This window comes from Nocardia stercoris, from assembly GCF_003696265.1.
Classification (GTDB): domain Bacteria; phylum Actinomycetota; class Actinomycetes; order Mycobacteriales; family Mycobacteriaceae; genus Nocardia; species Nocardia stercoris.
In genome coordinates this window covers 149,975-162,252 of record NZ_RFFH01000003.1, presented here as the reverse complement: position 1 = coordinate 162,252, position 12,278 = coordinate 149,975, and the positions used below count along the sequence as shown (strand labels likewise).

Annotated in this window: 11 protein-coding genes; 4 read left to right on the top strand and 7 right to left on the bottom strand. The window is 69.6% G+C overall.

Going from position 1 to position 12,278, the window contains the following annotated elements; all coding sequences use genetic code 11:
* Positions 1-256 precede the first annotated feature (256 nt).
* Positions 257-1,378: a nitronate monooxygenase gene (locus EBN03_RS09245; RefSeq protein WP_122187539.1), complete on the top strand. Its 1,122-nt coding sequence runs from the start codon at positions 257-259 to the stop codon at positions 1,376-1,378.
* 105 nt (positions 1,379-1,483) lie between these two features.
* Here EBN03_RS09245 and EBN03_RS09240 read toward each other — a convergent pair whose 3' ends face one another.
* Together EBN03_RS09240 and EBN03_RS09235 are read right to left on the bottom strand one after the other, a co-directional pair.
* A complete protein-coding gene (locus EBN03_RS09240; protein ID WP_122187538.1) occupies positions 1,484-1,924 on the bottom strand; it encodes an SRPBCC domain-containing protein in 441 nt (146 codons plus the stop codon).
* 234 nt (positions 1,925-2,158) lie between these two features.
* Positions 2,159-3,400: a KasA/KasB family beta-ketoacyl-ACP synthase gene (locus tag EBN03_RS09235; protein ID WP_122187537.1), complete on the bottom strand. Its 1,242-nt coding sequence runs from the start codon at positions 3,398-3,400 to the stop codon at positions 2,159-2,161.
* Positions 3,401-3,607: 207 nt separating this feature from the next.
* Here EBN03_RS09235 and mtnA point away from each other — a divergent pair, with 207 nt between their 5' ends.
* From mtnA to mtnC, 3 genes are read left to right on the top strand one after another with little or no spacing between them, the layout of a single operon-like run.
* Positions 3,608-5,254: an S-methyl-5-thioribose-1-phosphate isomerase gene (gene mtnA / locus EBN03_RS09230; RefSeq protein WP_122187536.1), complete on the top strand. Its 1,647-nt coding sequence runs from the start codon at positions 3,608-3,610 to the stop codon at positions 5,252-5,254.
* Positions 5,251-5,829 carry a 1,2-dihydroxy-3-keto-5-methylthiopentene dioxygenase gene (locus tag EBN03_RS09225; RefSeq protein WP_122187535.1) on the top strand — a complete coding sequence of 193 codons (579 nt, stop codon included), beginning with the start codon at positions 5,251-5,253 and terminating at the stop codon, positions 5,827-5,829. The genes mtnA and EBN03_RS09225 overlap by 4 nt, the downstream gene beginning before the upstream one ends.
* Positions 5,826-6,524 carry an acireductone synthase gene (mtnC, locus tag EBN03_RS09220; protein ID WP_325052062.1) on the top strand — a complete coding sequence of 233 codons (699 nt, stop codon included), beginning with the start codon at positions 5,826-5,828 and terminating at the stop codon, positions 6,522-6,524. Before EBN03_RS09225 ends, mtnC begins: the two co-directional genes overlap by 4 nt.
* Positions 6,525-6,573: 49 nt before the next feature.
* On the opposite strand, the gene EBN03_RS09215 is transcribed toward mtnC, so the two are convergent.
* The 5 genes from EBN03_RS09215 to EBN03_RS09195 all read right to left on the bottom strand — a co-directional run bounded on the left by EBN03_RS09215 (position 6,574) and on the right by EBN03_RS09195 (position 12,177).
* On the bottom strand, positions 6,574-7,155 hold the full coding sequence (locus EBN03_RS09215; RefSeq protein ID WP_456093810.1) for a GTP-binding protein: 582 nt from the start codon (positions 7,153-7,155) through the stop codon (positions 6,574-6,576).
* Between the two features lie 7 nt (positions 7,156-7,162).
* On the bottom strand, positions 7,163-7,531 hold the full coding sequence (locus EBN03_RS09210; RefSeq protein WP_122187534.1) for a DUF742 domain-containing protein: 369 nt from the start codon (positions 7,529-7,531) through the stop codon (positions 7,163-7,165).
* Positions 7,528-7,953, bottom strand: coding sequence for a roadblock/LC7 domain-containing protein (locus EBN03_RS09205; RefSeq protein WP_122187533.1), 426 nt, complete (start codon positions 7,951-7,953; stop codon positions 7,528-7,530). Before EBN03_RS09205 ends, EBN03_RS09210 begins: the two co-directional genes overlap by 4 nt.
* Positions 7,943-10,477 (bottom strand): sensor histidine kinase, encoded by a 2,535-nt coding sequence (locus tag EBN03_RS09200; protein WP_122187532.1) that lies wholly within the window; start codon positions 10,475-10,477, stop codon positions 7,943-7,945. The genes EBN03_RS09205 and EBN03_RS09200 overlap by 11 nt, the downstream gene beginning before the upstream one ends.
* Before the next feature lie 146 nt (positions 10,478-10,623).
* Positions 10,624-12,177 carry a succinic semialdehyde dehydrogenase gene (locus tag EBN03_RS09195; RefSeq protein WP_122187531.1) on the bottom strand — a complete coding sequence of 518 codons (1,554 nt, stop codon included), beginning with the start codon at positions 12,175-12,177 and terminating at the stop codon, positions 10,624-10,626.
* Between the last annotated feature and the right edge of the window lie 101 nt (positions 12,178-12,278).

The window sequence follows — 12,278 nt, the reverse complement described above, 5'->3', positions numbered from 1 at the left end:
AAAATGAGTCCGATGACGTGCTTCATGTTGCCCTCCAACAAGATTCGGCTGCTGCTTCAGCGGGCTGAATACTAACAACAGACGAACCCGACACGAAATCCGTTACCGCCAACACGCCGCTTGTGATATGGCCGAGATTTTCCAGCGAAAAAGTAGAACCTGTTCTACTCTGGAGGCGAGAGCCGGACGGACGGCCCATCGATCGCGCGACCGTGGCATCCGTTCGGGTGGATCCACCAAGAGGAGTACGCAGGTAATGCGCACCGAGATTTGTGATCGCCTGGGCATCGACGTCCCGATCTTCGCCTTCACCCACTGCCGCGACGTGGCCGCCGCGGTCAGCAACGCCGGCGGGATGGGCGTGCTCGGCGCCGTCGGGTTCAGCGCCGAACAGCTCGAGATCGAGCTCACCTGGCTCGACGAGCACGTGAAGGGCTTCTACGGTGTCGACCTGGTGATCCCCGCCCGCTACGAGGGCGCCGGGATGGACGACCTGTCGCCCGAGCAACTCGAAGCCGCTCTGGCGGAACGGGTTCCGGCCGGGCACCGCGAATTCGCCGAGGAGCTGCTGAACTCGCACAACGTGCCGCACCTGCCGCCGGAGGAGCAGCACGCGCAGCTGCTCGGCTGGACCGCGGTCACCGCCGCCCCGCAGGTCGAGGTGATCCTGCGCCACCCCAAGGCCAAGCTGGTCGCCAACGCCCTCGGCACCCCGCCCAAGGACGTCGTCGAGAAGATCCAGGAGTCGGGCCGGCTCATCGGCGCGCTGTGCGGCTCCGTCAAGCACGCCATGAACCACAAGAACGCCGGGCTCGACTTCGTGGTCTGCCAGGGCACCGAGGGCGGCGGCCACTGCGGCGAGATCACCTCGATGGTGTTGTGGCCGCAGGTCGTCGAGGCCGTCGGCGACCTGCCGGTGCTGGCCGCCGGTGGCATCGGCTCCGGCGCGCAGATCGCGGCCGCGCTGGCCATGGGCGCCGCGGGCGCGTGGACCGGCTCGCTGTGGCTGACCGTCGAGGAGGCGAATGTGCCTCCGGCCCAGCAGCAGACGCTGCTGGACGCGAGCAGCAGCGACACCGTGCGGTCCAAGTCCTGGACCGGTAAGCCGTGCCGCATGCTCAAGAACGACTGGACCGAGGCGTGGGAGCGCTCCGACACTCCGTCGCCGCTGCCCATGCCGATGCAGATGATGGTCGCGCTCGACGCGGTCAAGCGCGGCCACCGCTACCCCGAGGCCGCGAAGGATGTCGCGTTCAACCCGGTCGGCCAGGTCGTCGGGATGATGACGAAGGTCGAACGGACCGGTGCGCTCATGGGCCGGCTGGTCGAGGAGTACCTGGCGGCGTGCGCCCGCCTGGAGGCGCTCAACCAGCGCTGATTCCCCAGGCCCGTTCGAGGCCGGGAAAATACGTGCAATGTCCGGATCCGGTTGTGGAGAAAGATCTTTCGCCACAGCCGGATCCGGACGTGAGTCACTGGATGTTCACATGCGCTGCTCGGCACGGTCTTTCACGGCGGCGGTCATGGCCGCGAAGCCGCTGCGCAGCGCCGGGCCCATGATCGAGGTGACCACCGGCCGCAGCCAACCGTCGATCTCGAAGTGCGAATCGTAGCGGCAGGAACCGTCGCCCTGCGGGGTGATCGTGTGGGTGCGCAGACTGCGCAGCGCGCCCGCGGGATACGGCTTCATGCTGTACCCGAAACCGGTACCCGGGTTGACGGTGTGGATCCATTCCCGCTGCCGCACTTCACGTCCCGCGATCAGCTTCACGGTCATGTCGATCGGGGCGCCGGGCGCCAGGGTGGCTTCACAGGACAGGCAGAACGGGTTCCATTCGGCGTAGGCGGCGAAGTCGGTGAGGACGTCCCACACGGTCTGTGCGGGCGCGTCGATGTGGACCGAGTGGTCGAGAACGAAGGCCATTTCCGCACCGTACCGGTCGGTCGGAGCCCGCCGCAGCGAGACCCCGGATCACCCGCGAATTCCCCAGGCGGAACGCGTTCCTCCACAGGAACGCGTTCCATTCACAATCGGCGGCCGCCGGACGTGAACAACACTCGTTCCACCCCCGTCCCGAGTCGCCCATAACACCCGAAACGGGAAGGGGCACGGACGGATTCGAGTCGGGTTGTCCCCAGTGGGGACAACGCTCGAGGATCAGGCGCGGCCCAGCGCGAGGGTCACGTTGTGCCCGCCGAAACCGAACGAGTTGGTCAGCGCGTAGCTCATCGCCTGCTTGCGCGCCTCGCCGTGCACGATGTCGAGCTCGACACCCTCGTCGGGCTCACTGAAATTCAAGGTGGGCGGGACGATTCCGTCGCGCAGCGTGCACAGTGTCAGGATCGCCTCCAGGGCGCCGACCGCCCCCACCGAGTGCCCCAGTGCCGACTTCGGCGCGTACACGCTCGCGTGCGGGACCACCGAGGTGATCGCGCGGGCCTCGGAGACGTCGCCGACCGGGGTCGCCGTCGCGTGCGCGTTGACGTGCTCGATATCGGCCGGCACCAGACCCGCCGTCGCGATCGCCTTCCGCATCGCCCGCGCCGAACCGGCGCCCTCCGGGTCGGTGCCGGTGAGGTGATAGCCGTCGGAGGTGATGCCGGCGCCCAGGACCCGGCCGTGCACGGCCGCGCCGCGCGCGGCCGCGAACTCCGCCGACTCCAGCACCAGCAGCGCGCCCGCCTCGCCGAAGACGAAACCGTCACGGCTGCGGTCGAACGGCCGGGAGGCGCCCGCCGGGTCGTCGTTGCGGGTGCTCAGAGCGCGCAGCATGGCGAAGCTGGACAGCTGCAGCGCCTCGATGTAGCTCTCCACACCACCGGCGACCACCACATCGGCCTCACCGGTCGCGATCAGCCGCCACGCGTGCGCGATCGCCTCCGCACCCGACGCGCACGCCGAGGTCGGGGCGAAGACACCACCGCGGGCGCCGACCTCCAGCCCGACCCGCGCGGCCGGGCCGTTCGGCATCACCATCGGCACGGTCAGCGGGGCGACCTTGCGATACCCGCCCGCGCGGATGGCGTCGATCGCGGAGATGAAGGCGTCACCGCCGCCGAGCCCGGTGCCGATACTGACCGCCAGCCGCTCCGGGTCGACCCCGGGCGTACCCGCCTTGGCCCACACCTGCCGGCCCAGCACCAACGCCAGCTGCTGCACATACGAGTGCCGGCGCTGCTCGATCCGGGTCAGATGCACGCTGGGGTGTTCGACCAGCCGGCCACCGATCCGGACCGGCAGATCGTACTCGGTGAGGAAATCGTCGTCGAGGGCCCGAATACCGCTGGCGCCGTCCACGAGCGCCGACCAGGTGGCGTCCAGCTCGGGCGCCAGCGAGGTGGTCGCGACCATTGCCGTCACGACGACATCGCGGCCGGTCGCGGTATTCGAAACAGTCATGCGTCACTGGATACCGCGACCGACCCTCACCAGTCAAACCAATGCCGCAACTCGGACACCGCGCCGCCGCCGGTGACACAGACGGCGCTCCGGGGAACCACAGCCGGGCGCCGCGCGCCGCGTTCGCTACCGTTGATCCGAAATGCCCGAATCCGCCGGATCGACCGACCGGCGAGAGATGCGCGAGCGGAAGGTGGAGACGGCGGATTGAGTGAGAGTTCGATCGCGTGGGAAGACGGTGCACTGGTCACCATCGATCAACGCGGGCTGCCGCACGAGCTGCGGGAACTGCGGATCACGACCGTGGACCAGGTCATCGACGCGATCTCGACGCTCGCCGTCCGCGGCGCGCCCGCGATCGGCGTGGCCGGCGCGTTCGGGGTCGTGCTCGCGGCGCAGAAGTTCGGCGGTGATATCGAGGAGGTGACGGCCGAGGCGCAGCGCATCGTCGCCGCCCGGCCCACCGCGGTGAACCTGGCCTGGGCGGTGCAGCGCGTGCTGGCCCGCCTCCCCGAGGGCGCCGAGGCCGTGCTCGCGGCGGCACTCGAGCTGCTGGCCGAGGACGGCCGGGTCAACCGGGCCGCCGCCGCGCGCGCCGCCGACCTGGTCCAGGAACTGGTCCCGGGCCGCCCGCTGCGGGTGCTCACCCACTGCAACACCGGCCGCCTGGCCACCACCGCCCACGGCACCGCGATCGGCGCCCTGCGCGAACTCCACGCCCGCGATGTCCTCGAGTCGGTGCTGGTCGACGAGACCCGCCCGCTGCTGCAGGGCGCCCGCCTCACCGCGTGGGAACTGGCCGAGGCCGGTATCCCGCACCGGCTGACCATCGACTCGGCCGCGGCCTGGGCGATGGCCACCGGCCAGGTCGACGCGGTCCTGGTCGGCGCGGACCGGATCACCGCCGACGGCTCGGTCGCCAACAAGATCGGCACCTACCCGCTGGCCCTCGCGGCCCGCGCCCACGGCATCCCGTTCATCGTGGTGGCGCCGGAGTCCACGCTGGATCCGGCGACCGCGACCGGCGCCGAGATCGTGGTCGAGGAACGGTCCGCGCACGAGATCACCCACGTCGGCGGCGTCGCGACCGCACCGGCCGGCACCGCGGTCTTCAACCCCGCCTTCGACGTCACCCCGCCGGAACTGGTGACCGCCGTGGTCACCGAGGACGGCATCCGCTACGGCACCGTGCTCACCGCCGCCGCGGGCGCGGCGATCGCGGCCACGGCCCGCGGCCTGTACGACCGGGACTGGATGCCCGGCACCGCCGGCAACATCTCGGTCCGGGCCGGCGAACGCGCCGTGGTCACCGGAAGCGGCCTGTCCAAGGGCGAATTGACCGCCGCGGACATGGTGACCGTGAACGTCGCGGACTCGGCGAAGGTGTCCGGCAGCCGGAAACCGTCCGCGGAGACCACGATTCACACCGCGGTGTACCGGGCCACCGACGCCGCCGCGGTCGTGCACGTCCACCCGCCGTACGCGACCGCGCTGTCGGTCGGCGCGCCGGATCGCCTGCGGTTCACCGGATACGAGCTCATCAAGGGACTCGGCGCGACCGAAACCGTCGACATTCCGGTCTTCGCCAATCATGCTGAGGTCGCCCGGATCGGCGCCGACATCGAGCGTCACCTGATCGAGCACCCGGACAGCCCGCCGGCGCTGTTCATCGCCGGCCACGGCATCACCACGTGGGGCGCGAGCCTGGAACAGGCCCGCGATCGCGCCGAGTGCCTGGAGGCGATGAGCCGCCTGGCCCACCTGACCGGCCGGCGCGAGATCGACCCGGGCACACCGGGGACCGACCGTCACCCGGACCGGACACCACAGAGTTCTCAGGAGCAGCCGAAATGACCCTGTTGCAGATCATGGCCGACAGCGACGCCACCGACATACGGTTGCGGACCTCCGACCCGGCGGTCATCGCGGCCGAATTGAACCGGCGCGGAGTCGATTTCGACCGCTGGCCGATCCTCGAGACGCTGGACGCGACCACGGCCACCGACGACATCCTGGCCGAATATGCCGGGCGCATAGAGGAATTGAACGCCGACGGCCGGTTCAAGTTCATCGACCTGGCCCGCATCCACCCCGACGCCGCCGATCCGGAATGGCCGGCCAAGGCAGCCGGGGCGCGCGGCAAGTTCCTCGCCGAGCACCGGCACGCCGAGGACGAGGTGCGCTTCTTCGCCGCCGGGCGCGGCTGCTTCTACCTGCACCTCGGCGACGAGGTCCTCGCAACCGTCTGCGAGGCAGGCGATCTGGTCTCGGTCCCGGCGGGGACCCTGCACTGGTTCGATATGGGAACCGAGCCGGAGTTCGTCGCGGTGCGGTTCTTCGAGGAGGAGGACGGCTGGATCGGCGACTTCTCCGGCAACACCATCGGTGAGCGGTTCCCGACTCTGGACGAATTGGTGGTGACTTCATGAGCGCAGTGGTCTCGGCGATCGTCGTCGACATCGAGGGCACGACCAGCCCGACCGATGCGGTACGCGGTGAGCTGTACGGTTACACCCGGCAGCGGCTGCCGGAATGGCTGGCCGAAAACGCCGGCGGCGTGGCCGACGAGGTCGTCGCCGGGGTGCGCGAGCTGGCGGATCGGCCCGACGCCGACCTCGACGAGGTCGTCGAGATCATGCGCGGCTGGCTGAACGCCGACGTGAAGGCGGAGCCGCTGAAGACCGCGCAGGGCTATATCTGCGCGGAGGGTTTCCGCTCCGGCGACCTGTACGGCGAGTTCTTCCCCGACGTGCCGCCGGCGCTGACGGCCTGGCACGCGGCGGGCCGCACCCTGTACGTGTATTCCTCGGGATCGATTCGCAACCAACAGGATTGGTTCACCTTTGCCCGAGACGGCAAGCTGTCCAACCTGATCAGCGGCTGGTTCGACCTGACTAACGCCGGACCGAAACGCGACATCGCCTCGTACCAGGCGATCGCGGCGGCCGTCGGGGTGCCCGCGGGCGAGATCGTGTTCCTGTCCGACCAGGCCGACGAACTGGACGCCGCGGTGGCGGCGGGCTGGCAGGTGGTCGGGGTGACCCGGCCCGGCGAACCGAATCTGCCCCGCGAACCGCACCGGTGGGTCACGACGTTCACCGAACTCGCCGACCTGAGCCACTGACCGTTCGGGGGTCTCCGGCCGGAGACCCCCGAACAACGGTGTGCCGCAGTCAGTTCGACATGGCCTGCGAGCGGTTGATCAGGTGCTCGATGAGCGTGGTCAGCACCGCTTTGCAGGAGTTGCGGTCGCGGGCGTCGCACAGCATGACCGGCTGCTCGCCCGGCAGGTCGAGCGCTTCACGCACCTCTTCGGGCGTGTAGCGCGGGGCACCCTCGAAGCAGTTCACCGCGACGGTGAAGCTGAGCCCGCGCCGCTCGAAGAAATCGATGGCGGCGAAAGAGGATTCGAGGCGGCGGGTGTCGGCGATGACCACCGCGCCCAGCGCGCCACGCGCCAATTCGTCCCACAGGAACCAGAATCGGTCCTGGCCCGGGGTACCGAACAGGTAGAGCACCAGCTTGTCGTCGATGGTGATGCGGCCGAAGTCCAGCGCGACGGTCGTGGTGCGCTTGCTCTCCACGCCCGACAGGTCGTCGACACCGGCGGACAGCTCGGTGATCATCTCCTCGGTGCGCAGCGGCGCGACCTCACTGATCGACGCCACCATCGTCGTCTTGCCGACACCGAACCCGCCGGCGATGAGGACCTTCACCGAAGCGGCGAGGCCGAGGTCTGGATTGGTTTGGGGCACGGTGTTCCTACAGCTTTCGGATTCCGTCGAGCACTGCTCGCAACACGGTCAGGTCGCCGGTGTCGACGTCGGCCGCGGGCGCTCGGAACCGCAGCAGCCCGTCAGCGATGAGGTCACCGACCAGGATCTTGGACACCGCCAGCGGCAGTGTCAATTTGGCCGAGACCTCGGCCACCGACTGCGGCTCCCGGCAGAGCCGCAGGATTTCGGGATATTCCGGTTCGGTTCGCCGCAGCCGGGGTCCGGGCACCACTGTTGCGACCAGGGTGAGGATGTCGAGGTCCTGGCCCGCCCCCACGGTGCGCCCACGGGTCACCGTGTAGGGACGGACCAGTGGGCCCGCCTCGTCGTCGAACCACTGACCGCGCCCGGTCATGACGAGTGGCGACCGGCCTGGTCTACCAGTCCGGTACGGGGATAGGTGGTCAGCAGGCTGCCGATCCGCTGCACGGTCAGATTCATCTCGTAGGCCACCATGCCCAGGTTCGCGTCGTCGGTGGCCTGCAACGCGATACAGGCGTTCTCACCGGCCGCGGTCACGAACAGCACCGCCCGGTCGAGCTCGATGACCGCCTGCCGGACACCGCCACCGTCGAACCGGGTGCCGGCACTGCGCGCCAGACCGTACAGGGTGGCCGACATCGCACCGAAATGCTCGGCGTCCTCCCGGACCATGGTCGAGGACCGGCCCAAGAGCAGCCCGTCGGTCGAGTGCACCACTGCGTAGCGCACTCCGGCCAGCCGGTCGACCAGTTCGTCGAGCAGCCAACCCAGATCACCTGCGGAGTTAGAAGTCACCGCTGCCTTCCTGTTCCTGCGCCCGGAAACGGTGCGCTGTCGTCGTGACGGTCTCGTCGGGTACGGCCCGGCGGCCCTGCCGGGTGCCGTTCTCGATGGCGGACATCAGGTCTCGCGCTTGGTCCGCCGACCGGGGCCGCTGCACCGCAGGCCCGTCGGCCGGGCGATGCGTCAGTTCGGGGGAGATGCTGGCCTGACGCCGGCGCCGCGGCAGCGGCGGGCGTCCCGGCACGTCCACCGGGCCGGGAGTGGCCGGCGCCTCGTAGGACTCGCGCAGCGGGGCCTGCGGCCGGAACTGCGGCTGCGACGGGTACGGGTCCGGCTCGGCGAAGGGCGCCTGCTGCGGGTAGGAGGTCGGCTGCTGGAAGGAGGCGGGCTCCGCGATCGGTGCCTGCTGCGGTGCCGGTGTCGGCTCGGGGTACGAGATCGGCGCCGGCGGCGCGACGGCCACCGTGGACTCCGTTTCCGTTGCGCCGGTGACGATTTCGGCCGTGATGATCGGGAGTGCGGCCGGCTCGGCGGCGTGCGCGGGCGCCCGGTCGAGTTCGGGGCGGCCGATCGCGGTCCGGTCCCGGAGGTGGTCGGCGTCGGCCGCCTCGCTGACCACGAGCGAGGTGGGGATCAGCACGATGGCCTTGATCCCGCCGTAGTCGGACTCGGTGAGCCGCACCGAGATTCCGTGCTGGGAACCCAGCTGCGCCACCACGAACAGGCCCAGGCGGGAGTCGGCGGTGAGCGAGGCGACCCCGATCGGCGGCGGGTTGCGCAGCAGCTCGTTGCGGCGCTCGCGGTCCTCGGGCTCCATACCGACACCCTGGTCGGAGATCTCGATGACCAGGCCGCGCCCGACGACATTGGCGTTCACGTCCACCCGGGAGTCGGGCGGGGAGAACGCGGTGGCGTTGTCGACCAGTTCGGCGAGCAGGTGCACGAGGTCGGTGACGACCGCGCCGACCACGAACAGCTGCGGCATCCGGCCGGTGCGCACCTGCGCGTAGTCCAGGGTCTCGCCGACCGCACTGCGGACCAGCTCGACCAGCGGCACCGGGCGCCGCCACTGCCGGCCCGGCCGGCCACCACCGAGGATGGTGAGGTTCTCGGCGTTGCGGCGCTCGCGGGTGGCGAGGTGGTCGAGCCGGAACAGCATCTCCAGCAGCTGCGGGTCCTCCTGGCGGGCCTCGGCCTCGTCCAGGATCTCCAGCTGCCGGTGCACGACGAGCTGACTGCGGTGCGCGAGATTGAGGAACACCGCCTGCACGCCCTCGCGGGTGCGGGCCTCGGTGACGGCACCCTTGACCGCGGCATTGAACGCCTGGTTGAAAGCCGCTGCGACCGAGCCGATCTCGTCGGAGCCGAAGTCCAGGTGGCCGGCCTCGATCTCGGTGGGGTCGATCTGCTCGCCCGCGCCGAGCCGGCCGAGCAGATCCGGGAGCCGCTCGTCGGCGAGCGCGATCGTCTCCGAGCGCAGCCGCTTGAGGCGGCGGGCCAGCCGGTCGGCCAGGTACAGCGACACCAGGAACACCAGAACCGAGGCGCCGAAGGCGAGCCCGACCGCCTTCTCCGCGTTGGCATTCTGGTGATCGGTGAGCGCGATGGCCTCGTCGGCGGCCTGCTTCTGCTGCAGGGTCCACAGTTGCAGCATGTCCATGGCGAGTTTCTCGACGTCGCCGCGGTACGCGTTGAGTGTCATCGGCGCAGCGGGCACCGCGCCGCCGGGCTTGGCCGGCTCCGGCGGCCGGATGATGTAGTCCTCGAGCGCGCTGATGCGCTGCAGCGCCGGGTCGGCCAGCATGGCCTGCGCCCGCTTCACCGTCTCCGACTTCGGATCACCGGTGGCCAGCTCCTGCAGCGTCGAATGGTAGGACCCGACCAGGTTGCGGTAGATGGTGGCCTGTTCGGGGGTCAGGCCGGGGCCGTCGAGCGCGACGGCGGCCCAGCCGCCACTGCGGGTCAGGCCCTCGAGTGCCTGCAGGGTCACCAGCGCGCCACCCAGGTCCAGGGCGATGCTGCCGGTCGGCGCGACCTTCGCCATGACCTGCAGCGCCACGGTCATCGACCCGAGCATCTGGGTGAACGCCGCGTCGGTGTCGGTGGGCGGGATCATCTGGGCGTCGATGGCCATGCGCAGCTTGTCGAGCGCGGCCTTGGTGGCGGCGGTCTGCGCGTTGCTGTTGGGGGTCTCGGCGGGCAGGCTGTAGCCGGGAAGCTTGTGGAAGTCGTCCACCATCTTCATGACGGCCACGGTCGCGGAGTCCACCTGGGCGCGCGCGCCGGGCAGCGCGGTCTGGTCCGGTGGCTCACCGGCCAGCGACCACATGGACGCCATGCGTTCGCGTTCGACGGCGGCCAGAATAGCGGCGGTCGGGCCGCTGCCCGCGGACAGCGCGTTCTGGAAATCCTTTGCGTCTCGGGCCCGGTACACCAAATATGCGGTCCCGACACCACCGAGGGTCACCAGCGAGATGCTGGGCACGAGTGCGATGGCCACAATGCGGGTGCGGAGACCGAGCCACGGTTTCGACATCACAGCAACATAACGCCCAAAACGAACGGTGTAAACTCGATCTCGATGAGCGGGACGTGATTTGACATGTCACCTGGGAAAACGACTGTGGGGCCGGAAAATTCCGGCCCCACAGTGTATAGCGACTATCGGTCGCCCCGAAAAGGTCAGCGCCCGGGCAGGAATCGCAGCGAACGCGCGATACCCATCAGCATGGGCTGCCACACCGACTGCGACAATCCGAAGGGCGCGTCCAGGTTCAGGAACCGGGTCACCACGACCGTCTGTGGCTCGGTGAACTTCAGCAGGCCGTCGTCACCGTGGCGGCGGCCGACCCCCGAGATCCCCATGCCACCCATCGGGGCACCGGTGGAACCCCAGGCCGGCGCGTAACCCTCGTCGACACAGACGGTTCCGGTGTGCAGGCGTGCCGCGATGGCCTCGCCCTCGGCCTTGCTACCGGCCCATACGCTGGCGTTCAACCCGTAGTCGGTGTCGTTGGCACGGGTGATCGCCTCCTCGACATCGGCGACCGGGTAGATCGAGACCAGCGGGCCGAAGGTCTCGTTCCGGCACACCTCCATGTTGTCGTCGACCTTCGACAGCACGGTCGGCTCGAAGAACAGCGGGCCGAGGTCCGGGCGCGCGTTACCGCCGGTCAGCACGGTCGCGCCCTTGGACACGGCGTCGGCGACGTGCTTGGTCACCGTCTCGAGCTGCGATTCGGAGATCAGGCTGCCCATGTCGGTCGAATAGTCGTAGGCCACACCGAGTTTCATCGCCTCGACCGCGGCCACGAACTTGGTGGTGAATTCCTCGGCGACGGCCTCTTCGACGTAGATACGCTCGATGGAGATACACAGCTGGCCGGCGTTGGAGAAACACGCCCGCAGTGCGGCCTTGGCGACCTTGTCCAGGTCGGCGCCGCGGGTGACGATCATCGGGTTCTTGCCACCGAGTTCGGCGGAGAACCCGATCAGGCGGCGCCCGCACTGCTCGGCGAGCAGCTTGCCCGTCGCGGAGGAGCCGGTGAACATCAGATAGTCGCAGCGGTCCACGATCGCGGTGCCCACCACACTGCCGGGGCCGGGCACGACCTGCAGCAGGTCGGTGGCGAGGCCGGCCTGGCGCAGCAGGTCGACGTTGGCCAGCGCCGAGTACGGGGTCTGGCTGTCGGGCTTGATCACCACGGCGTTGCCGGCGAGCAGCGCCGGGAGCGCGTCACCGATCGCCAGCGCGGCGGGGTAGTTCCAGGGGGCGACGACACCGACGACACCCTTGGGCTGGTGCAGGACGGTGGTGCGGTTGAGGACCGGGAACGCGCCGCGCACCGACTGCGGGGCCATGAGCCGGGGGGCGTGCTTGGCGAACCAGCGGGCGGCCAGGATGAGCGCGAGGACTTCTTCCTGGGCGGCCCAGCGGGCCTTGCCGGTCTCGGCCTGGATGACGTCCATGAGGAATTCACGGTTGTCGATGACCAGTTCGCGGTAGCGCTCGAGCACCGCGGAGCGCTGCTTGGCGGGCAGGGCACCCCAGGCGGCCTGTGCCTTGCGGGCCTTCTCGAAGGCGATCTCGACGTCCTCGGCGGTGCCGACGGGCACCTCGCCGAGCGGCTTGCCGGTGAACACTTCCGAGATGGTCCGCGTCGGGCGCGATGCCGCGGGGTCGACGGCCGCGTAGCCGCGCAGCCGTTCGAAGACGGCAGCTTCCGGCACAGGCATCTTTGCCTCCAAATTGTCAGTTACTACGAGGTACACCTAACCTACCCGAAGGGTACAACCCGGATGGTCCGGTAGGTCACATCCATCCGTACTCCAGAGTA